The sequence below is a fragment of the Proteus columbae genome, assembly GCF_009914335.1.
Lineage (GTDB): Bacteria > Pseudomonadota > Gammaproteobacteria > Enterobacterales > Enterobacteriaceae > Proteus.
Window position 1 is genome coordinate 3,870,566 of sequence record NZ_CP043925.1, and the last position, 22,186, is coordinate 3,892,751.

Genomic DNA, 22,186 nt, shown 5'->3' on the forward strand with positions numbered 1-22,186 from the left:
TACTATTCTCTGACTCTGTTCGATGTTTTTATTAGCAATTTTTGTGGCGCCTAATACCGCGCCACTTTTTTTTTTGCTTTTTTTATATCAAAATCATCAAAATACCCTAAATTAACCGCTATTTAAGCTGTTTTTCTAGAAAGGCTTTTAACACGGTAGCATTGTTTTGTTGCTCATCTTTTCCTGAATAAAGTAATACCAAAGGCTTCTCTTTTGCTATCGCAACAAGCGATTGCCAATGTTCTGGTGCCGCCATTAATTCTTGGAGATAACGTTGTGTGAATTCAGCAAAATCACCACCGCCTCCATGAAACCATTTTCGCAATTCGGTCGAAGGTGCGACGCCTTTATTCCACTCGTCATAATGAAAATCGGTCTTTTTCACACCTCTCGGCCACAGCCTATCGACTAATACGCGATAACCTTCATGCATTCCGTCTTTATCACCATAAACACGTTTACAAGTGATCATTTCGCCTCCCATCAATCAGTTATTTCGCTTTATTGTAGAAGAAAAATCACCCAACTTATCAGGTGATATACTCACTTTTCTCACAAATACGTCTTACAACATGAATTTTTCTCTTATTGTGACTGAATTATCCTCATCAAAAATAGGGTGAATAGTTGTTGACTAAATAACCTAATTAAGAGAATCTACATCTAGACGTCTAAATGGTTAGATGGGCAAATAAGTAGTGATACTTAATAAAAATAACAACACAGTGACACGATTGATGAGGTACAGGTATGAGCTTTTATCACGCAAGCCAACATGAAGCGCTAAACCAAAATCTTGCTGAACTTGATGGCCAGATCCAAGTTTCCTTTGAATTTTTTCCACCTCAAACTGAGGAGATGGAAAACACCCTTTGGCAATCTCTTGCGCGCTTAAATACCTTAAAACCGAGCTTTGTCTCTGTCACTTATGGCGCAAATTCAGGTGAACGTGATAGAACACACTCCATTATTAAAGGCATTAAAGAACGTACAGGACTAGAAGCGGCTCCTCATTTGACCTGTATTGATGCCAGCCGTGAAGAGTTACAGCATATCGCACAAGATTATTGGCAAAGTGGTATTCGCCACATTGTGGCATTACGGGGCGATTTACCTGATAACACTCAAAAACCTGATATGTACGCCACCGATTTAGTGCATTTACTTAAAGGGGTGGGCGATTTTGATATTTCTGTGGCGGCTTATCCTGAAGTGCATCCTGAAGCAAAAAGTGCGCAAGCAGATTTAATCAATTTAAAAAGAAAAGTCGATGCCGGAGCCAACCGTGCGATCACCCAATTTTTCTTTGATGTCGAAAGCTATTTACGTTTTCGTGACCGCTGCGTTTCAACAGGTATTGATGTTGAAATTGTGCCAGGAATTTTACCTGTCACTAATTTTAAACAGCTAAAACGCTTTGCTGGTTTAACCAATGTGAAAATTCCAGGTTGGATGCATAAAATGTTTGATGGGTTAGATAACGATCCTGAAACCCGTAGTCTAGTAGGTGCTTCTATTGCCATTGATATGGTGAAGATTTTAAGCCGTGAAGGGGTAAAAGATTTTCACTTTTATACACTTAATCGTTCAGAATTAACATATGCTATTTGCCATACGCTGGGTGTTCGCCCTGAACTTATCAAAGCATGATCCTATGACACAATTACCCCGCCAATTAAGCGGGGTGACATTTTGATGAATTACTCACCAAAGTGATAAGGTTTTTCTACAGGTAATAGGCTGTATGCGGTGTCTAAATCACCATTAGCAATACAAGTATCTATTTTACGTACCTTATCGGTAATATCTGTAATATTCACTATCCACTCTTTGCAGTATTTTTCAACGGCTTGATTACGCAGACCAATTTGAATGGTGCGATAGTTGAGTCGATTAAGATAAATATCACGTTCAGGATCCCACTGAATGCGGATATTACTGGTTTCTGATGCCTCTTTCCACGCGTCTGCACTGGTGTAACGGTCTGGATCAAAATGACTCACAACACCTTGTGTCAGCATCTCTTGAAAACCTTCATGCGTAATATCAACCGCAAGAATAGACGCTTGATTAGCATCTTTGCGTCCCCAGCCAGAACGGTACATCATCCAAAGAAAGGAAGGTTTTACCCACGTCATGCGGGTCATACTAAAAGGGGGCGAAACAAAAGTTCCGTTTGCGACTGCGCTCTGAGCAATAGTATTAGAATAGGCTTGGTAAACACGAACAAAATCATCCGTATAATATGCCCTTACTTCGCACTCAGGACATCGGTCAACATCATCGTTCATCTTTCTTTAATATCCTTTTATATTAATAAAATGGAACTATACGCTTAAATTATGAGCCTCTGATCACAGATAATCAAGAGCCCCTATTTTTGTTAAGACTCGATAAATAGAGTAACGCGCGTTCACAAAGATAAAAAAAAGAATAACAATAAAACAAATAGACTAATGTCGCGATTGTGGTTTAATAATAACAAACCTAGTCTTGCAAAATATATCTCACACTCCGTCCACCAGCACCGCTATCCGCTAAAAAGCCGTGTTCAACCAGAAATGCTAAATGCCTTGTCGCACTGGCTCGGCTGACTTTTGCTACACTTTTATATTGGCTATTATTAATTCCATCAACAAAATCCCCACCAAGCATTCTATTAATCACTTTTGATTGCTCTGATGATAACAACGCTTGATCGTGGGTTTGCCAATATTTTGTTGCCCTTACTGTATTATCAATTTCATGGGTTGCATCCAAAATCGATAATTGAAGCATTTGTAAAAACCATTGAAGCCATAATGTAATATCGCCATCACCTTTTTGCATATTTTCGATGACGTCATAATATTCTTGGCGATGCTCATTAATCGTTTTTGACATTGCATATAGCCTTACTGTTTTATTCTCAGCTTGAGCCAATGCTAAATCCATAATTAATCTGCCTATCCGACCATTTCCATCTTCAAATGGATGAATAGTTAAAAACCAAAGATGTGCAATAGCCGCTCGAATAATTAAATCAGGTTCATAATGCGTTCTCGTTTCATTAAACCAGTCTAAAAATAAAGCCATTTCCGTTTCTATTGATTTTGGTGGTGGTGCTTCAAAATGAACAATGGGCTTATCAATTCTTTTACCCGAAACAACCTGAACAATACCTGTTCGATATTGCCCTGAAGTAATCGGATTTAAAATAGAGTGTCCCTGAGGAAATAAGAGGTTATGCCACTGAAATAATCGCTCATGCGTTAATGGCTCATCTAAATTATTAATCGCATCTAATGCCGCTTGAACAAAACCTTCTGATTTTTCATCAGTAGGATATGTTTTTTCCTCTACAATACCTAATCGAGTTGCTAATGAAGAGCGAACAGAAAAAGCATTTAACTTTTCACCTTCAATATCACTCGAATAAATAATATTCGCCAAAATAGAATCTAATGCTGAAGTGCTATTTTCAGGCAACATTTGGCTTTGCCCATAAAGCATCCCTTGAATAAAACGGGTATCAATAAGCAAAGGTATGATTGTATTGCTTTTAAATCTGAAATGAGTCCAGTTTGAATGTTGCCAAATCCACATAAATCACCCCATGAGTCAAATACAAACTCTATTTTACTCACAAAGTGAGGCAAATAGAAAGCTTAATCTACTCACAAAGTGAGGCGAATAAGTTTGCTAATTGACTCATTAGGCTGGAATGAGACGTTCAATAAGCTGTGTTTTGATAAGTGCAGGCGCTTTCACAACAGTGCCTGAAATTTTTGCCGTCATGATTTCAAAGGCTTTTTCGACCAATAACGCTTCGTCCTGCTTCATGGACCACACATTATTCGGTAAAAAGCTGAGCATCACATGATCATCGAATGTACCAATATGAAGATGAGCAGGGATACTCCCTTCACGTTGACGGATAACACTCAATAAACCTTCAAGAATAGGCAACGATGAAGCAATAAAATGAGAAGGTATTTGCTGATGTTGTTCCAAATACTGTTTCATCATCCGCTCACCATCTTTGGTCGTATTATGTTCAGCATAAGAGACAGTGACGCGGTTATCATCACCATAATGCCCTTTTATGGCTTGCACATAACCGCGCAAACGAGCGGCAATAGTTGGTAATAATGCATCACCCGCAAAAAAGTGGATTGGCGCATCTTGCTTTATCATCGCTCTTGTCAGCTGAGCACCACTGTCACAGTTATCTGAAGCGACACAAATAGCTTCACTAACAGAGAAATCTCTATCTAAAAAAACCAATGGTTTTTGACGATGCTTAACATGATGTAGCTGATTTTTGCGGCTAGACGAAACAATAAAAATGCCATCAACATTGCGCTCGTCCATTGATTTAACGAGCTTATTTTCATTTTTGATATCACCATAAGTACAGCTAATCGTTAGCTGACAACCAATTTGGTGACAATGCATCTCTAATTTTTCGGCTAAAGCGGCAAAGAATGGGTTAGAAAGACGAGGAATAACCAATCCGTAGGTATCTGTTTTATTAAGCTTTAAGCTTCTAGCCGCATGATTGACGGTATAACCAAACACCTCAACATAGTCTGCTATCTTCTTTTGCGTTTTTGCACTGATCCGGTATTGATCACCTTTGCCATTTAATACCAATCTGACTGTGGTAATAGACAAATTCAGGTCATTTGCAATCTGTTCAACTGTTTTTGCCATTAATATTCCATCATTGATATAGCCCTCATCTTAATGATGAGGGCTGATTAACCTTTATTGAGCAGGCTTAGCTCGGTATTTCTTCCACATCGCTTTTAACGAAGGTCCAATAATGGGCAGGATCAACGTCAGTATCGCAATACCTAAGAATGTCGCTGTAATTGGGCGTGTATACAGGATAGATAAATCACCCTGAGACATCATTAAAGCACGGCGTAAGTTTGATTCTGCCATCGGCCCTAAGATAATCCCGATAACCACAGGAGACATGGAGAAATCAAGCTTAATCATAATGTAAGCGAGTAACCCTGCCCCCATCATCACAAACACATCGATGATGCTATGGTTCACAGAATAAGCACCTACACTACATAATACAAAGATAATTGGTACTAATACGCGACGCGGAACATCCATCACTCGAACGAAGAGTTTCATACATAAGAAACCTAAGATACCGAGGAAAATATTCGCCATCATCAAACCAATAAAGATACTGTTAACTTCAACTGGATTGTCAGTAAAAAGCTGAGGCCCTAACGCCAATCCTTGAACCATAAATGCACCCATGATAATAGCAGTTGCACCATCACCTGGAATACCTAAGGTCATTAAAGGCACCATGGTTCCGCCTGTCACTGAGTTTGCACCGGCTTCTGGTGCAGACACACCTTCTGGTGAACCATGACCAAACTCTTCAGGGTGTTTAGACCAACGTTTTGCTTCGTTATAAGAGATAAATGATGAGATATCTCCGCCCGTACCCGGAATAGCTCCAATCGTTGTACCAATAGCAGAAGAGCGTAAATATGTTGGTAATACGCGTTTAAAATCTGCCCACGTTGGTAATACACGGTGAATACGTGCATTAATTTTTTCGTTTTTCTTCTGCTTACGCTCACGGTACTCTTCTTCGAAGCTAATAAGTCCTTGAGAGAAAGCAAACAGGCCAACCAGGATAGGAATAAATGAAACACCCCCCATTAAATACACAGTATCAAAGGTAAAACGAGGTCCTGATGTCATCGGATCAAGTCCAATGGTTGCGATTGCTAAACCAATTGCCCCGCCCATTAATCCTTTCACAATCGATTGCGATGATACACTGGTAATAATACTTATGCCAAATACAGCGAGTGCAAAATACTCAGCAGCAGAGAAACCCGTCGCTACTTTTGCCAATTGAGGCGCAATAACAATCAGGGCAATCGTACTAAAGATCCCCCCAAACATAGAGCCCATCGTAGATAAACCCAGTGCTCTTCCTGCTTCACCTTTTTTCGCCATTGGATAACCATCCAATACCGTTGCAGCAGAAGCGGGTGTTCCTGGTGTACTTATTAGTATTGCGGTAATTGAGCCACCATATACGGCACCACAATACATCCCCAATAATAATAAGATCCCTGTCATTCCTTGGAAGGAGTAAGTTAACGGGAGAAGCAGTGCGATCCCCATATTCACTGTTAGGCCTGGTAATGCACCGATAATAATACCCGCGAATACCCCCAACAGGATCATCGTTATCGTTTCCAGACTGAAAACGACCATTAAAGCGTCTAGTATTTCCATCTCAAAGCTCCTTTACCGCTTACTCAAAAAAGACGGAGGTTGGCAGAGGTGAATTAAAGATAATGTCAAAGAAGACATAAACGGCGGCAACCATTACGACTGGAATAATAACCAGCGCAATAGGCTTTCTTTCATTCATCAACCACATAATGATTGGGATGAGAAGCAATGACGGAATAATAAAACCAAAAAAATACAAGCCAGTTGCATATAGCAGCATAAAAATGCCTAAGCCATAAGCACGCTTAACCGCAGTCGAACTTAAGTCAACAGATTGGTGAACGTGTTTTACTTTTTGCACAATCACACCTATCCATTGAAAAATCCCCAGTAAAACAAATAAGATGGCTAAACCATAAGGCCAGAAACGCTCTCCTGGTACACCATATTCATCAAACATACTCATATCACGGGAGAGATAGATAATAAGTAGCCCAAAAGCTACTGAAATCGCACCGATGATTGTATTGATTTTAGTCATGTCGGGATCTCCCCGACCCTATCCAGCTTGCGGATAGGGTGGTTTATCATAGAAAGGTTATTTTTTCAGAGTTGCTGAAATTAACTCAGCATACATTTCGTGGTCTTCTTTCATCATTTGGTAAGCATCGTCACCTGTGATGTAAACAGGCATAATACCTTGTTTTTTCAGTGCTTCTTGATATTCAGGTTTTTGAACCACTTCAGAGAATGCACCGACTAACTCTTTCTTCACGTTATCAGGGACATTAGCTGTTGTTGCTAATACAGCCCAAGCACGCATTTTCACGTTAGTGTCTAATTTCAATGCTTCTTTGAAAGTAGGTACGGCTGGGAATAATGGGAAGCGACGCTCATCCATTACACCAAGAACACGTAGAATACCAGCATCAACTTGAGATTTAACTGCACCCGGAGTTGTTAATACGCCATCAAGGTGGTTACCCACTAAAGCTGCGATTGAAGGGCCTGTACCTTCGTTATAAGGGATATGGTTAAATTTAGCCCCCGTGGTACGTTCGATATTAACGCCAGCTAAGTGATAAATAGCACCCATCCCTGAGTTACCCACTTTCAGTTTACCTGGGTTCGCTTTCGCGCCATCGATAAACTCTTGTAACGTGGTGTAAGGTGATTCTGCATTAACAACTAACACCACTGGATCAGCGATAGTTGTTGCGATTGGGGTGAAGTCTTTATAAGTAACTGGTGATTTTCCTTGGTGTGGGAACATCGCAAGTTCAACGGTTGTCATTACTAATTTAGTGCCATCTGGACGCGCATTAGCAACTTCAATCAGACCCGTTAAACCATTACCCGCAGGCTTATTCACAGGAACGAAAATACGTCCAGCCGGCATCACATCTTTTGCAAATTCAATGATAGTACGTGCAGAAGTATCAGTACCACCGCCTGGATTTTTCGGGATGACAACATCAATATTTTTTGTAGGATACGTTAACTGTTGGGCAACTGCGTTCCCCATGCCCAGTGTCATCGTAATCGCCAACGCTGCGAGTAGACTCTTTTTCATAAAACCCTTTCTCCACATTTTTATTGAGTAGCCATTAACTGCTGATAAACAATGTTTTTTCGGTTCCAAGTAAAGGTAACGTGTAGGGTATTGTTTTCAGCAATAATAGCCGGATATGAAAATTCGCCTTCCCCATCGAGTAAATCGAATGGTTCAGACCAAGTACTGCCATTATCGGATGAAAGACTGACAGAGATGGGATAACGACGACTCCAGTTACCTGAATTCGGGTTATACACCAATGCCAGTTGACCATCTGCGAAGGAGACGACATCAATGCCGCTATTATTATTTGGTAATATTGTTGCATAAGCTGGACACCAACTGCGCCCATAATCCGTTGAATCGCTACGATAAATCGTACCGCGCGTACTCCGCATCATGGCATGCACATGCCCAAGCCGGGATTCCCATAGTGTTGGCTGTATCACGCCATCCCATTGAAAAACGCGTTGTAGATCAGTCTCCCATAAGGCATCGTCCTTTAAACCCTGCCAGATTTCATGTTCCGCCTGTTCACCTTTATGATGTTCAATTGGAATATCTACTCGCAACCAGTGTTGACCGTTGTCACTCGAAATATCGACAAACGCATCCCAGAATTGGTCATCCTCAACCGATCCTGGTGCCAACCACTCGCCATTCGACATCACTAACACTTTATTTTTCACAGGACCTCTAGGTGCTACATCACCAGAAACCAATTCACTCGGTAAACTCCAGCTATTTCCGCCATCCTTCGAGATAACGTATTGGGTCGTCCAACTATGTACATCGGGACCCGTTTTATAAAACAGCCAGATATTACCTGTTGATGGGTCAACATGTAAAACTGGATTCCAGTGCGCAACACCCGGATTTTTAACAACAGGCTGAGCGTGTTGCCAATGATCACCCTCTTTCATCACTAGCCAGATAGCGGTATTACCGCTACCTTCTTTATCACCAGCGAAAAAAGCGGTTAACAAACGCTCAGAGTTAGGCACACGCACAATCGTTGAAGCATGGCAGTGATTAAAAAGTGAATGTGCATTATCAAGCACAAACTGGGTTTCCTTCATCACGAAAGGCATATTCCTACTCCTGTGTCCTAAATTAATCTAACGAAAGCCACTTCTTCATATTTTCACCCAATGCAGTCATGCTATTGACGGCAGAAGGGAAAAATGAGTTTTCAAACTGACTGCTGTTACGGGAACGGCAGACCAGTGTGCTGAAGTTACCAATCAGGCGCTGATGATATTTAGCGCACGCTGGATAATCCAGTGTTTCGGTCATCGCTGCTGTTGATAAATAATCTGCTAACACCGCAGCCTGCTCTGGTTTATCTTTCCAATTCTCATAAAGCCAAACATAAAGCTCTGGATGGAAGTTTGCCATAACACCGCTATATGCCTGACATCCAGCTTGGAATGAAGCTAATAGCGTTTGACTGTTAGCGTTTGCAAGATGCAAACGAGTTCCTTTTGATAATGCCAAACGACGTTCTATCATCGGAAGAGAACAGCACGTATCTTTGATAAAGGTAAAGCGATTACTTTGTGCACACCACTCTACAATCTCTTCAGATAACAAGCGTTTGTAAGGATAAGGGCATTCATAGATACCCAAATCAATCTCTTTTGGTACCACATTGGTTAAGACTTGCAGTGTTTCCATCGCTTTATCATCTGACTCCCCGACTAGAGCCAAGCGATTACTGATCATAATGACGCCATCGACGCCAGTACCCGCCATTGCCTGCAATTGTTCTTTTTGTTGACTTAATGCGGTTGCAGTATGACCAGAAGCAACTACAGGTACTCTTCCATCTGCTTTTTCAACGATAAAACGGGTAAGTGCTTGAGTTTCCTCATCACTTAAATAAAACATTTCGCTTGATTGGCAGGCGGCAAATAGTCCATGTACACCAGAATCGATATACCAGTCTACAAGGCGCTCTAATGACGCCCAATCAATCTCCCCTTTGGCATCAAAAGGGGTTAGCATAACAGGCCAAACACCGACGTATTTTTGCTGACTCATCATCAATTCCTTACAGTAAGTTAATGGCATCGCCTGCCACTTTCACTTGGATACCTTGAGTCAGTGCTTGAGCAACGAATGCTTTTAGCACAAACGCCAATTTATCTTCATCAACATAAGCCACAGTAATGTGGTTACTTTGATGTCCCGCCATAAGGTCATCACGAGTTACGCCATCTAACGTACAGTTCAATAATGGCCATTCGTAGTTAGTTGCTCTACGGCGACGTTCAAATTCTGCTTCAGGTAATTCTACCGCCACACCTGTACCGATATGCATAATCACATCAGTACCTTCATAGTGTGCACGGCTCCATAACAAGCGTCCTGCCTTGCCTTGACCAGCGATAGTTGAACCCCCTTTAGGGAAGAACATCGGAGGCTGGCGATAACCTGTTGCACCTTTTAGGCCACCTTTGAGGTGTTCAAAAGGAACAGAGCCTGAAATTTCCATATCCCAGTAGAATGTTCCTTCATACTCACTACCCCAACGAATATCATGTAGTGTGGTTTCAGCCGGTAATCCTAATGATGTTAATAAACGCCATAACATCGTTTGAGGAATAGCCGTACCCATATCCACTTCGTTGATACAAGGAATTGGCGTGTTAGGACAGATAATCTCGCCGTTTTCATCTGGTAGTGGGAAACGCGCGGTCGAACCAATTGCACCTTCAGCAAAGTCAGACGCAGGGCAACAATCTTTTAAACCCTGCTGATATTGCACACCCACCGCAGTTAAACCAAAACGTTTTACGAAACGCGCCATTGCAATCATCATGGCGCACTGCTCCATCACTTGTTCACGAGTGAGTTCAGTTTTGTCATCTTGACCAAACATAAACGTCATCCCGTTATCTTCGTACCACTGTAAACATGCCTCTCTTAATTCTGTCGGTACTTTCGCCATTTCGACCAGTAACGCAGACTGAGAAAGGGATTCAATTGGCATACCAATATTGATCATTGCCTGTTGTGGGAAGACCCCGTTAATCATTCCCATACAGAATGTATCGAACAAACCGATTATTTCTTTATTTTTAATTATATATTCACCGACTTTACGACCCACTTCGCCGGCTTCTGACGCCATTACCCTGTGTGTTGGCGCAATATCTGTAAGATAGCTAAGTTTATGATTTACATAACCATATTTTAACCAAGTTGCTAAGCCATCTACAAAGAATTCATCATCAAACTCTTCTGACCATAAACGTGAATAATTTTTACCTAAACTGGTCATCGTACCCGCTAAACACAACATGCCCACCAGACCCGGCCATGTACCATCAAAGTTAGCCAGCAGTAAAATAGGGCCACGATGGTGTGCTAAAGAAGAGGCAATATGGTGTGAATATTGCCATGCGGTTAATAACACGATAACAGGAGCATCAGGATCGATTGCAGCAAACATATCGCAACCTTCACGCTGACTGCTGATAAAGCCATGACCGCGAGCTTCATTGATCTCATGAGCACGCTTCATTTTGTAACCTTGAGCTTCTAATGCTGTGGCCAGTTTATCTTCAAATTTTTTCTGTACAGGCCAGCACGTTACGTTTGCAGGCTCACGTAAGTCTGCGTTGGTGACCATCAGGATCTCTTTAGAACCTGCTGTAATGGTCGTTGGTAATTTTGGTAGATTTAAGTTCAACATAAGGTATCCCTGGTAAGGTAAACTCGGTTCATAATCGGAAAAATTAGTGGTCAACAATCTGACATCATTTCGTTATAACGCTGCTGATCTTGATACATCTGCAAATAAACTTGATATTTGGCCTGATGGAAGGCAAACGTGTCGCTATCTGGTGCGATAATGCCACCTTCTCGTACCATTGCGCTGGCAGCTTTAGAGAAATCATCAAAGGCTTTACACGCTACGGCACCTAATAATGCAGCCCCTAAATTCACTGCATCTTCTTCTTGTGCTAAATGAATTTCACGGCCTGTCGCATTAGCATATTCGCGTAGCCACAATGGATTTTTCGTTGCACCACCACACATCACGATGCGATTAATTTGATGTCCAGCATCTTCAAGTGTGTCGATAATATGGCGTGTGCCATAAGCAATAGATTGCAGTGTTGCAAGATAATAACGAGCCAATGCAACACGACCACTTTCCAACGTTAATCCGCTTACCATACCTTTTGCGGCAGGATTAGCGCGCGGAGAGCGATTACCATGGTGATCAGCTAAAACATGAAACTGTGCGGTTGGATATTGTTCTGTTTCTTCCAATTCAGCGACAGCTTCATTTAATAAGGCGTAGTAATTCACCCCTTTTTCATTCGCTTCTTGTTCTAATTCAACCCATGACTCATGACGACGAATAGACCACTCGACTAACGCACCAGCAGCACTTTGACCGCCTTCATTTAGCCATAAGTCTGGTAACATCGCGCCAAAATAAGGTCCCCAAACACCGGGCACCATAATGGGATATTGACTTACGATCATATGGCAGTTAGACGTACCACTGATAATTGCCAAACTACCTTCAGGTTGTGATGCCGTTAATGCTAAACCACCTGCATGTGCGTCAATAATGCCTGAAGCAACAATGACCCCCGTGTGCAAGCCAAACGCATTGGCAACCGACTCATCTAAACAACCCGCTTGTTCACCTAACGCAAGGATGGTTTGTGGTACTTTTTCTAATAATTCATCCAAACCTACATCGGCTAACAAGCTCTCACTAAATTGTCCCTGATGTGCTAAATAGTTCCATTTACAGGTTAATGTACAGGTACTTGCTACATCCCCTGATGTTGCTTTCCAAACTAAAAAGTCAGCTAAATCAAAGAATCGCCATACGTTTTGATAACGCTCTGGATAATGATTTTTTAACCAGAGAATTTTTGGCAACTCCATTTCAATACTCACTTCACCACCGACATATCGCAGTGAAGGATCATTGGTCAGATTAATGGTAACCGTTTCTTGTACAGCACGGTGATCCATCCACATGATGATATCTTGTTCCGCTTTGCCGCTCGGTGAAACAGAAAGCCCTTTGCCATCCTTATCCACAGCAACTAAAGAACAAGTGGCATCAAAGCCAATAGATTTCACATGGATAGGATCAATAGCAGATAACGCCACCGACTCTTTTACAGTCGTGCAAACCTGCTGCCAAATATCGGTAGACGATTGCTCAACGAAATCCGTTTTTGGGCGGAATTGAGCAATAGGGCGGACAGAAAAGCCCAAACGCTTTCCATTGCTATCGAATACCGCTGCACGGACACTGGCTGAGCCAACATCAACGCCAATAAAATATTGTTGTTCCATGCGAACCCTCATCATTTGCTAACGCTATGCTAATTTTTGCTACTTCGAGTTAGCAAGTTAATTCGAGCATGCTGAAAAAACAATCACAATAAGATTAGTTTGTGATGCAGATCTACATAGATAATTTAATATCATGATTTTATTGATAATTTATTTATTTGGCTTTATGCGTTATTGAGATGACGTACTGAATCGATTATGTTCGTTATGAAGCTAACGAACATTTAATTAATAAGGTAAGTAAAAACACTTATAAAAATAGCAATATTTCGACAATAAATACCCTTTTATAAAAAGATATCTCTCTAATAATAGGAGATATTATTCAAAAAATAATAAAATAAACAAAAACAATAATATTCCTATTGCTATAACGCTCTATTACTTTACTTTTAATAAGTTAATTTAAATTTATATATTCTTTTTTGGAGCATTTAATTATGTTGAAAAATATTGCTATTAGTCTTTCTCTACTGCTTATTTCCTCTTCTACCTTTGCAGCGACATTAGCTGAAAAAGAATTACAACAAAAATTCGAGGAGAATATTCAATCTCGTGTTGTCGATTTAAATAAAAGCTGTGATGCCAATATAAAAGTCATGTTTGATTGGTCTGCATTTACTGCTGATGATTTAAAAACAACAGGTGTTGATAGTTATTGTAGCGAAGGATTAAAAGGCGTAATTAATACTTGTGAGAGCTCAAAAATAGCACAAGAAACGGTAAAAGAAAAAATACAGAATATTACCTGCTCTAAAGCAACACCACGTAGTATTGAGCTAAAAGAAGGCACGCTGAATTTTGGTATTGATTTCAATGCTGCAAACGATGCAAAAGCAGTTCAAGAACATTTAATGAATAATCTTTAATTTTTGCCAATAAAAAACAGCAGTATTTTACTGCTGTTTTTATTACTATTTATCGATTAAATAACAGATTGAATTAATTTTTTTGAATAATCCTGCGTGACTTTACCTAGGTTATTTATCTCACACAATTCAATATTTTTACCTTGTAAAAAGAACATCACTTTATCGCAGAAATAAGCCACAGTTTGAATATCATGACTAATAAAAAGATAAGAGAGTGTAAATTCTTCTTTTAACTGTTTTAATAAATCTAATATTTGAACTTGAGTGGGAATATCTAAAGAGCTAAGCGCTTCATCTAATACAATAAGTTTTGGATAAGATGCTAATGCACGACATAAACATACCCGTTGAGCCTGCCCTCCAGAAAGTTCAAATATATAACGTGTATAGCAGCTTTTAGGTAATTCTACTTTATCTAAAAAAGCAAAAATAAGTGTTTTCAGTGCTTGAGTGCTAATACTTGGATTAATGATTTTAATCGGCTCAGCAATAATTTCGCCTACCGTTAATGTTGGATTAACAGAAGTCATATAATCTTGAAAAACGATACTAATTATACCTTGGCGATGAAGTCGTTTTGTAACGGGCTTATTATTTAAAAAGATAGCACCACTATCAGGTAACTCTAATCCACAAATTAAACGCGCTAATGTACTTTTACCACTGCCACTTTCACCCACTAAACCAAAAGCTTCACTCGAATTAATATTAAAAGAGAGTGAGTCGATAACCTTCACTTTTTCACCAAATAGTGTGTTATTTTTTTGAGTATAGTACTTACTAATATTCTCAACGCTTAATAACATAAACCCTCTTTTATTTGGATAATATTAATCTATTTTTTATTAATCAATTGTTCGAAACGTAATGAAAGCTGTCGGCGTGCATTAATTAAATAACGCGTATATTCTTGTGTTGGATGCGATAAAACGGTTATTTTCTCACCGCATTCAACCATTTTTCCTTTTTGCATCACTAATATATCGTCAGCAATTTCATTGACTATCCCTAAGTCATGAGAAATAAAAATCAGTGTTGAATGATGAGTTGTGACGACATGCTGGAGTAGTTTTAAAATATCTTGGCGAAGAGGTGCATCAAGCGCTGTTGTCGGTTCATCTGCAATTAATAACGTCGGTGATAAGGCAAGTGCAATCGCAATCATCACACGTTGTAATTGTCCACCACTTAATTGATGAGGAAATGCTTGCATAATAGATTGAAACTGATGAGGAAATACATGAGATAATGCCAACTCAGTTTCTTCTATGGCTTGCTTTTTAGAATAGGAAAAATGGTAGATTAAAGTTTGGCAAAATTGCTTTCCTATTCTCATTAGAGGATCAAAGGCACTCATGCCATTTTGCACAATCACACCTAAAGATGTCCCCAATAAAGCTCGACGTTGAGAAAGCGCCTCATGACTAATTTTCTTTCCATTCAAGAAAATCTCCCCTGACATGACTAATTGTTCAGGTAGTAATCCCATAATAGCTTTACTAATCAGACTCTTGCCACTCCCACTTTCGCCTACAATCGCTAATGTACGCCCTTGCTTTATCGAGAAAGAGATATCATCAATCAGTTTTTTTCCGCTTTCTTGATGAGTAATAGAAACGTGCTCAAGCGTCAGTAAGTTGTTCATGCTTTTCTCCTACTGACTGACGATTATCCGGATCAAACACATCACGTAAGAAATCACCCCAAAAATTAAATGCAGTGACAACAAGGGTAATTGCAATGCCTGCGGGTAACATTTGCTCTGGGTGTAATACCATGACATTTTTTGCTTCACTAAGCATATTTCCCCATTCTGGCGTTGGTGGTTGTACACCTAACCCTAAAAAGGAGAGCGCCGAGATCATTAAAACAACACTACCAATATCCGTTGATGCTAAGACAATAGTTTCAGCAAAGGTGACGGGTAATAAATGACGTCGTAAAATATGACTAGAAGGTGCACCAATCACCTGTGCATATGCAATGTAATTACGATGGGAATATTGGCGAACAACGCCTCTGATCATTCTGGCATACCATGCCCATTTCACTAAAATAACGGCAATTAAGATATTACCAATACCCGGCCCCATTATTCCCACTAACGCTAAGATCATAATTTCTGCTGGGAATGACAAAACCACATCACATAGTCGCATAATCAAGGTATCTGTCTTGCCATGAAAAAATCCGGCTAACATTCCCATTAACCAACCAATCATTAATGTCACACTCATGGCTAATAAGGCATAAAATACCGTCGTTCTTACACCAAACAATAACCTTGAAAAGATACAGCGCCCTAAATTATCCGTACCCAGCGGGTAATCAAAGCTTATAGGCTTAAATTTCAAACGTATTGAGGTTAATGTGGGATCATGCGGAGCTAACCAAGGGGCGAATATTCCTGCAATAACCACAATCATAATCACCAATAAACACAGTTGCGCACTTTTATCTTTTCCGAGTCGTTGCCAAAAAATCCGCCACATCATTATCTCCTTAGCCTTGGATCTGCCATCATTTGAATGACGTCCATCAGAAAATTAAAAAAGAGAAATAACAGTGACATCAATAAAATATAAGCTTGTATCATCGGATAATCACGACCAAATATAGCGCTGATACATAGTCGCCCTATTCCCGGCCAAGCAAAAATATTCTCAATCACCACCGTACCAGCAATAAGCTTTGGAATACTCATCCCTAAAGCCGTTAAACTGGAATACAGCGAATTACGTAAAATATGGCGACGCAAAATAAGATTATCAGGTAATCCACGCGCTTTGGCATAAAAGACATAAGGCTGATGCCATTGATTTAACATCGCACCGCGTAATAACCGTAAATAAGTGCCGATATACCCTAAAGAGAGCGCCAGAGCAGGCAAAATAACAGACTGAGGCGATAGCATCCCGCTGACAGGCAACCAATCCAAATAAACAGCGACTCCCCAAATTAATAGCAATCCTAACCAATAATTAGGAATAGCCGTTAAAATAAACACAATGAAACGGATACATTTATCCGTAAAACTTTGAGGTTTAGCCACACACCATAATGCTAAAGGGAGTGTCAGAATAATCGTAAAGAATAGCGCGGTTGAAGCTAACCAAAGTGTTGGAGGTAACGCCCTTAACATCTCTTGAATAACAGGGGTTCTTGTAAGAAAAGAGGTACCAAAATCGAGTTGCAAACCCGCCATTAACCACAAAAAGTAACGCGTAAAAAAAGGCTTATCTAACCCTAATTCATGGCGCATGCCTTCAATGGCTTCGGGTGTGGGGACTATTTCATTGACGCGTAGCGCGACTTCCGCAGGATCAGACGGAGCTAATTCCAACAGAATAAAGGCAATAAATGAAATGATCAGTGCCAGTGGGAAGATAGCCAGCACTCTCCAGAATATATAACGTAGCATAAGATTTGATCAGTGAAGCACGTTGATATTACGTGCCTCACTTATTTTGGTTAATCTCATTGATGCATTAATTAAGGCTTAAAGCGCATCTTTTCAAACGGTATTTCATATTGAGATGGATTAAATCCCACATTTTCTAATTCACTACGATGGATAGCCTTAGTACGTGAATAGGTTAACGGAATATAGACCGCTTGCTCGGCTAATGACGTAAATAAGTTTTTATAGAGTTCCTGACGGCGCGCTTCATTAGGTGTAATTAATAACTCGCCAATCATTGCATCCAATTGGACTTTATTTGCCAACCCTTTTTGCCCTTGATAATCTGCGTGAGCCGGTATTCTAAATGATGAAACAAAAGAAGCGGGATCGTAAGGCGTTCCCCATGACAGTGAATATTGTAAATCAAAATCACCATTTTTTTGTCTATCTAAATAGGCTTGTTTCTCTTCACCTAAAATCGTTAAACCGACACCAATCTTTTTAAAATCATCTTGAATAAGTTCAGCTATCTCTTTCTCAACGGCATTATTCACATTATAAGAGAGCAACAGCTGTAATTTCTCACCTTGTTTCTCACGAATAGCTTTACCTTTTGGTAATACCCAGCCTTCGGCTTCTAATAGTTCAATCGCTTTTGTTGGTTGATAAGCATAAGTTGGAGAGTCAAAATCACAGTAAGGCACACTGCGCGCCATTAAAGTATCAGCGATTTTTTCGCTACCCGCTAAAATACCTTGTGCAATCCCTTCTTTATCAACCGCATATTGTAATGCTTGGCGGACTTTTTGGCTGGATGTCATTGCACGACTACTATTGAGCACAATTGCGCGAGAAGCGATCGGTGCGCTCATTTCAGTTTTGAATTTATCTGACGCCATAAGAGCTTCAAATGAATCCATATCTAACATGTCGCCATCTGCACCAAAAATAAGCTGAATATCCCCTTTTTGCAGAGAAAGTAACATGGTTTGTCTATCGGGGATCACTCGCCACATCACGCCATTTAATACCGGCTTCTCTCCCCAATAATTTGGGTTAACTTTAAACTCAGCATATTGGTCTTTTTTATGCTCAGTTAATACCCAAGGCCCTGTACCAATATAGTTCGCAACACCCGTTTTTGTTTTGCCATTAATAAAAGAATTTGGCGAAATAAAGCGGAATGGGCGAGTTAAACCTAATTCGGTTAATGTTGGGTAGTAAGGGTTTTTTAGATTTAATTTAACCGTGAATTCATCAACAATTTCAACACTATCAATCTGACGAACTAACTCTAACCACGCATGTCGTTCATAGTTGTCTAGCACAGCTTCAATATTTAATTTTACTGCTTTAGCATTAAAAGGTTCACCATCGCTAAAAGTCACATCATGACGTAAAAAGAAGGTGTAGCTCTTTCCATCAGGAGAAATATCCCAACGCTCCGCTAAATAAGGTGCAACACCTTTTTCGGTATTTAATACAAGGGATTCAAATACCATGTTTTGAGCTGCCATCTCACCAGAGTAGAGATGCGGGTTAATATCACGAATGTCTTTTGTGCTGGCATAATCCAACATATTATTACTTTTATCTGCTAACGCAGGAAAAGCACATGCAAGTGTTAATAATAGTGTTGGGAACACTGAAAATAAGGGCTTCACGTTATTCTCCTTTAATTATCTATTCTTTGTTTTTGTGCGTGGATCATAAACATCGGTGTGGAGCCATAATTAATCTTTTCTTCTTCGTTCCACACAAAATCACCAATGCGAGTATCTATCATATATCGACTAAAACCGACTTCTAACAGGGTATTAATATCCCATTGTGGGCGTTTAATTTGACTTAATGGTAATTGGCGGGCAATTCGTTCCATCTCTTTGGTATCTGTATTGACGTAGTGATCTTCAACTTGCTTTTCAATTGAACGCTCTCTATCTGCCACAAAACCTTGCCAGTAATTTTCATCAAAAAGATGTAAATACCAATTAGCATCAAAATTAATCAAACTACCGCCTGGTTTTAATACACGAAACCACTCCGAATACGCTTTTTGAGGCGCTTTTAAATTCCATGTCACGTTGCGACTAACCACTAAATCGAATTGTTCACTGGCAAAAGGCAGTTGGTGTACATCACCGCGAATAAATTGAATATTTGCCTGATGCGTTTGCGCATTTTGTTTGGCTTCCAGCAACATGCCCTCAGTTGCATCAATTGCCGTGACATCATGACCTGATAACGCTAATAAAATGGCAAAAAAACCCGGACCCGTACCAATATCAAGCACTTTTAAGGTTCCACCTTCTTTGATATGCCCCAATAACAGATGACGCCATTTCTGTTGTTTCTCGCTCAGCAATTCCTGTTGATTAGACTCACTATAACTTTCAGCTCTGATATTCCAGTAGCGAGTTACATCATTAAGTAATTGGTTATTATTTATTTTATTTGTCATCAGAAACCTGCTGTTATATCAACGTAAAAAGAGGAATAAATTCCCCTAAAAGCGAATGATTTGGCTATTTTTTAGTGTAGGTAACATACCTTGTAACGCCTTGATGCTCTATGTGCTATATCAATATTCGCCAGTACTCAATAAGAGAGATCGGCCAATTTGCGATCTTTATCTTTAACATAAACGCGCATCCTAATGGGAGTGAAGATAAATAAGCAAATGAATTATTTCCCCTGTTAAAATAGAGAAATAAATTGAGCGGATTTAGAAATGAAATTTAATTTTGTCTGATATTAAAAAAGTGAGCGCTTTAATTTCACCTTTTTTATAAAACCGTTATAGTCAATAATATTGTTATCTTAAATTGCTTTCTTTAACCACATATAGCCGTCACATAAGGCTCTCTAAAATATGAATCGAATCTCACGATTAACGGCTGATATTACCCGTGCCGATTTTGCCTTAACGCACCAACAGCAATTACTTCAATTGCTAACTCAACACTTTCCGACTAAGTATCGTTCTCTATTTGCGACGCCAGAGAAAAAGTCGGATGACGTGATTGAGTGGTATTCGCCTGTTTCTGGTAATCCTGTCGCCTTAACGTCGCTACAAGGGCAAGAACAGCAAGAAATAAGACGTATTTTAGATGAACGCCTTAACGATATTAAAACGCAAGCGGCGCTATTAGCATCGCAAAATAGAATTACGGATGAAGAGCGCCATCTTTTAGATACAGCATCGACGCTACCTGATAGCGAAAGTGTCTATATTATTAATGGGCAACCCGTTATTACATGGTGGCCACGCACAACACCATTGCCGCCACCTATTGCACAAGTCACCGCAGGCGCAAGTGCGGCGGCTGCGGGTGCCGCGCTTGCTGATGTACCCGCCAAAACACGCAATCGCTGGCTACGTTGGCTATTACTCTTCTTATTCTTGCTATTTTTAATTTTATTGGCGTCTTGGTTAAAAGGCTGTTTTGATCCGAAAGCGGTTCCTCCTGTGGTTGAAGAGAAACCTGCCGCTGTCATACCGCCAAAACCAGAGCCTGTTCCTGAGCCAGAGCCAATCCCTGAACCCGTTCCAGAACCTATACCAGAGCCTATTCCTGAGCCTGTACCAGAACCAGCACCAGTGCCCAAGCCTGTGCCAGTGAAAAAACTCACTCCATTAGAAGCTTGTGTACAAGATGAATTGAAAAAAGCGGGTGTGACCGAGAAAGCCGCAAATACAACCTGTGAAAATCGCTTAGCCAGTAAAATTAAACAAATGTGCCCCGCAGATCGCCCAGCGGAACTTGCACCTCAAGTGATCCTTATCTTTGATGCCTCTGGTTCTATGGCGCTGAGCATGAATTTAACGGAGAGTGATTTAGACTATATCGCTTCAACTGGACAACTTTTCCCAGGTTATGATGCCGAACCTCGACGGATCACAACCGCAAGAAACGCAGCAATAAAAATCATTAATAACATTCCGTCAGATATGAAAATTACCACCGTTGTGGCATCTGACTGTGGTGTTGTGAAATCAAGCCCTGCTTATGGTGGTAATGAGAGATCAAAATTACTCAGTTACATTAAACGTATTGAGCCCGATAGTGGCACACCATTAGCCGAGTCTATCAAACGTGCAGGTAATTTAATTAAAGGCAATAATCGTGACACCATTATTGTGTTGTTATCAGACGGTTTAGAGTCTTGCGATCAAGACCCTTGTGCCGCAGCCAGAACCTTAAAACGCGCTCACCCTCGCGCCGTCATTAATGTGGTGGATATTTTAGGTACTGGTGCAGGTAACTGTGTGGCAAATGCCACTGGCGGTAAAGTCTTCACGGCGCGTAATGCGAATGAAGTCAGTTTAATGACTCGAAAAGCGATTGAAGATTATATTCCAAAGAACTGTAAATAATGATTGATTACTGTTTCTAATATTTAACTCACCCTCTTTGGTTTCACATTGAGGGTGAATTTTTTCACGTATTACGTGTATTTTATTATTATATTGAAGTTCACAAGCTCTATATCTTATCTATTTAAGAGCATTCCTTAATTAGGTATTTTTTTCCTTTTTTTATTTCCTCATTATTCAGAATAAACCTATTTTGTGATTATTATCACAACAGTTAGATGATCATTAATAGTTTATTCTTTTATATTTTGTCTTTTTTTTCTTCTATTTCATTATTTTTTAATGTAAAACTCAATATCTCGGTGATTTAATCCATATATTTAAGAAAATATAGCGCAACCTGTAACATCATTATTTAATTATCATAATCGTTATCTTAATATTCCCTCTTTCACTCAAGAAAAATAAAAAAGCCTTTAATAATAATCAGTTAA

Annotated in this window: 20 protein-coding genes; 3 read left to right on the plus strand and 17 right to left on the minus strand. The window is 39.9% G+C overall.

The features are described from left to right. Positions 1-118: 118 nt before the first annotated feature. Entirely contained in the window at positions 119-472 is a 354-nt protein-coding gene (locus F1325_RS18015) for a DUF488 domain-containing protein (RefSeq protein WP_109373708.1), read from the minus strand. A gap of 278 nt (positions 473-750) precedes the next feature. Here F1325_RS18015 and metF point away from each other — a divergent pair, with 278 nt between their 5' ends. Further along, complete coding sequence (metF, locus tag F1325_RS18020) at positions 751-1,650, plus strand: methylenetetrahydrofolate reductase (RefSeq protein ID WP_109373709.1); 900 nt, start codon at positions 751-753, stop codon at positions 1,648-1,650. 50 nt (positions 1,651-1,700) lie between these two features. Here metF and F1325_RS18025 read toward each other — a convergent pair whose 3' ends face one another. The 10 genes from F1325_RS18025 to F1325_RS18070 form a co-directional block, all read right to left on the minus strand. Then, positions 1,701-2,291 (minus strand): DUF4291 domain-containing protein, encoded by a 591-nt coding sequence (locus F1325_RS18025; protein ID WP_109373710.1) that lies wholly within the window; start codon positions 2,289-2,291, stop codon positions 1,701-1,703. A 196-nt stretch (positions 2,292-2,487) separates the two neighbouring features. After that, positions 2,488-3,585, minus strand: coding sequence for a Fic family protein (locus F1325_RS18030; RefSeq protein WP_160230792.1), 1,098 nt, complete (start codon positions 3,583-3,585; stop codon positions 2,488-2,490). A gap of 108 nt (positions 3,586-3,693) precedes the next feature. Beyond that, the gene (locus F1325_RS18035) at positions 3,694-4,695 is read right to left on the minus strand and encodes a LacI family DNA-binding transcriptional regulator (protein ID WP_109373712.1); all 1,002 of its coding nucleotides are present in this window, start codon (positions 4,693-4,695) and stop codon (positions 3,694-3,696) included. A gap of 54 nt (positions 4,696-4,749) precedes the next feature. Next, positions 4,750-6,267, minus strand: a complete 1,518-nt coding sequence (locus tag F1325_RS18040; protein WP_109373713.1) for a tripartite tricarboxylate transporter permease — start codon at positions 6,265-6,267, stop codon at positions 4,750-4,752. A 19-nt stretch (positions 6,268-6,286) separates the two neighbouring features. Further along, positions 6,287-6,748 carry a tripartite tricarboxylate transporter TctB family protein gene (locus F1325_RS18045; RefSeq protein WP_109373714.1) on the minus strand — a complete coding sequence of 154 codons (462 nt, stop codon included), beginning with the start codon at positions 6,746-6,748 and terminating at the stop codon, positions 6,287-6,289. A 57-nt stretch (positions 6,749-6,805) separates the two neighbouring features. Then, a complete protein-coding gene (locus F1325_RS18050) occupies positions 6,806-7,780 on the minus strand; it encodes a tripartite tricarboxylate transporter substrate binding protein (RefSeq protein WP_232797607.1) in 975 nt (324 codons plus the stop codon). 20 nt (positions 7,781-7,800) lie between these two features. After that, on the minus strand, positions 7,801-8,853 hold the full coding sequence (locus F1325_RS18055; protein ID WP_109373716.1) for a sialidase family protein: 1,053 nt from the start codon (positions 8,851-8,853) through the stop codon (positions 7,801-7,803). A gap of 22 nt (positions 8,854-8,875) precedes the next feature. Next, complete coding sequence (locus F1325_RS18060; RefSeq protein WP_109373717.1) at positions 8,876-9,805, minus strand: dihydrodipicolinate synthase family protein; 930 nt, start codon at positions 9,803-9,805, stop codon at positions 8,876-8,878. 10 nt (positions 9,806-9,815) lie between these two features. Then, positions 9,816-11,462, minus strand: coding sequence for a signal transduction protein (locus F1325_RS18065; protein WP_109373718.1), 1,647 nt, complete (start codon positions 11,460-11,462; stop codon positions 9,816-9,818). A 50-nt stretch (positions 11,463-11,512) separates the two neighbouring features. Continuing rightward, entirely contained in the window at positions 11,513-13,099 is a 1,587-nt protein-coding gene (locus F1325_RS18070) for an FGGY-family carbohydrate kinase (protein WP_160230793.1), read from the minus strand. Between the two features lie 440 nt (positions 13,100-13,539). On the opposite strand from F1325_RS18070, the gene F1325_RS18075 reads away from it, so the two are divergent. Continuing rightward, a complete protein-coding gene (locus tag F1325_RS18075) occupies positions 13,540-13,968 on the plus strand; it encodes a hypothetical protein (protein ID WP_109373720.1) in 429 nt (142 codons plus the stop codon). Between the two features lie 56 nt (positions 13,969-14,024). On the opposite strand, the gene F1325_RS18080 is transcribed toward F1325_RS18075, so the two are convergent. From F1325_RS18080 to F1325_RS18105, 6 genes are all read right to left on the minus strand, one after another. After that, positions 14,025-14,777: an ABC transporter ATP-binding protein gene (locus F1325_RS18080; RefSeq protein ID WP_109373721.1), complete on the minus strand. Its 753-nt coding sequence runs from the start codon at positions 14,775-14,777 to the stop codon at positions 14,025-14,027. 29 nt (positions 14,778-14,806) lie between these two features. Continuing rightward, positions 14,807-15,616, minus strand: coding sequence for an ABC transporter ATP-binding protein (locus tag F1325_RS18085; protein ID WP_109373722.1), 810 nt, complete (start codon positions 15,614-15,616; stop codon positions 14,807-14,809). Beyond that, positions 15,594-16,463: a nickel/cobalt ABC transporter permease gene (gene opp1C, locus F1325_RS18090; protein WP_109373723.1), complete on the minus strand. Its 870-nt coding sequence runs from the start codon at positions 16,461-16,463 to the stop codon at positions 15,594-15,596. Before opp1C ends, F1325_RS18085 begins: the two co-directional genes overlap by 23 nt. Before the next feature lie 2 nt (positions 16,464-16,465). Further along, complete coding sequence (gene opp1B, locus F1325_RS18095) at positions 16,466-17,392, minus strand: nickel/cobalt ABC transporter permease (protein ID WP_109373724.1); 927 nt, start codon at positions 17,390-17,392, stop codon at positions 16,466-16,468. A 71-nt stretch (positions 17,393-17,463) separates the two neighbouring features. After that, positions 17,464-19,038 (minus strand): nickel ABC transporter substrate-binding protein, encoded by a 1,575-nt coding sequence (gene nikA, locus F1325_RS18100; protein WP_160230794.1) that lies wholly within the window; start codon positions 19,036-19,038, stop codon positions 17,464-17,466. Positions 19,039-19,049: 11 nt separating this feature from the next. Continuing rightward, positions 19,050-19,835, minus strand: a complete 786-nt coding sequence (locus tag F1325_RS18105; RefSeq protein ID WP_160230795.1) for a class I SAM-dependent methyltransferase — start codon at positions 19,833-19,835, stop codon at positions 19,050-19,052. A 411-nt stretch (positions 19,836-20,246) separates the two neighbouring features. Here F1325_RS18105 and F1325_RS18110 point away from each other — a divergent pair, with 411 nt between their 5' ends. Beyond that, positions 20,247-21,752 (plus strand): vWA domain-containing protein, encoded by a 1,506-nt coding sequence (locus F1325_RS18110; protein WP_160230796.1) that lies wholly within the window; start codon positions 20,247-20,249, stop codon positions 21,750-21,752. Positions 21,753-22,186 lie beyond the last annotated feature (434 nt).

Bases quoted from the DNA above. Each gene is read 5' to 3' on its own strand.
- F1325_RS18015 (WP_109373708.1), bottom strand. From the start codon at position 472: ATGATCACTTGTAAACGTGTTTATGGTGATAAAGACGGAATGCATGAA.
- F1325_RS18045 (WP_109373714.1), bottom strand. From the start codon at position 6,748: ATGACTAAAATCAATACAATCATCGGTGCGATTTCAGTAGCTTTTGGG.
- F1325_RS18065 (WP_109373718.1), bottom strand. From the start codon at position 11,462: ATGTTGAACTTAAATCTACCAAAATTACCAACGACCATTACAGCAGGT.
- F1325_RS18060 (WP_109373717.1), bottom strand. From the start codon at position 9,805: ATGAGTCAGCAAAAATACGTCGGTGTTTGGCCTGTTATGCTAACCCCT.
- opp1C (WP_109373723.1), bottom strand. From the start codon at position 16,463: ATGTGGCGGATTTTTTGGCAACGACTCGGAAAAGATAAAAGTGCGCAA.
- F1325_RS18040 (WP_109373713.1), bottom strand. From the start codon at position 6,267: ATGGAAATACTAGACGCTTTAATGGTCGTTTTCAGTCTGGAAACGATA.
- F1325_RS18050 (WP_232797607.1), bottom strand. From the start codon at position 7,780: ATGAAAAAGAGTCTACTCGCAGCGTTGGCGATTACGATGACACTGGGC.
- F1325_RS18085 (WP_109373722.1), bottom strand. From the start codon at position 15,616: ATGAACAACTTACTGACGCTTGAGCACGTTTCTATTACTCATCAAGAA.
- metF (WP_109373709.1), top strand. From the start codon at position 751: ATGAGCTTTTATCACGCAAGCCAACATGAAGCGCTAAACCAAAATCTT.
- opp1B (WP_109373724.1), bottom strand. From the start codon at position 17,392: ATGCTACGTTATATATTCTGGAGAGTGCTGGCTATCTTCCCACTGGCA.
- F1325_RS18055 (WP_109373716.1), bottom strand. From the start codon at position 8,853: ATGCCTTTCGTGATGAAGGAAACCCAGTTTGTGCTTGATAATGCACAT.
- F1325_RS18025 (WP_109373710.1), bottom strand. From the start codon at position 2,291: ATGAACGATGATGTTGACCGATGTCCTGAGTGCGAAGTAAGGGCATAT.
- F1325_RS18035 (WP_109373712.1), bottom strand. From the start codon at position 4,695: ATGGCAAAAACAGTTGAACAGATTGCAAATGACCTGAATTTGTCTATT.
- F1325_RS18030 (WP_160230792.1), bottom strand. From the start codon at position 3,585: ATGTGGATTTGGCAACATTCAAACTGGACTCATTTCAGATTTAAAAGC.
- F1325_RS18080 (WP_109373721.1), bottom strand. From the start codon at position 14,777: ATGTTATTAAGCGTTGAGAATATTAGTAAGTACTATACTCAAAAAAAT.
- F1325_RS18075 (WP_109373720.1), top strand. From the start codon at position 13,540: ATGTTGAAAAATATTGCTATTAGTCTTTCTCTACTGCTTATTTCCTCT.
- F1325_RS18105 (WP_160230795.1), bottom strand. From the start codon at position 19,835: ATGACAAATAAAATAAATAATAACCAATTACTTAATGATGTAACTCGC.
- F1325_RS18110 (WP_160230796.1), top strand. From the start codon at position 20,247: ATGAATCGAATCTCACGATTAACGGCTGATATTACCCGTGCCGATTTT.
- F1325_RS18070 (WP_160230793.1), bottom strand. From the start codon at position 13,099: ATGGAACAACAATATTTTATTGGCGTTGATGTTGGCTCAGCCAGTGTC.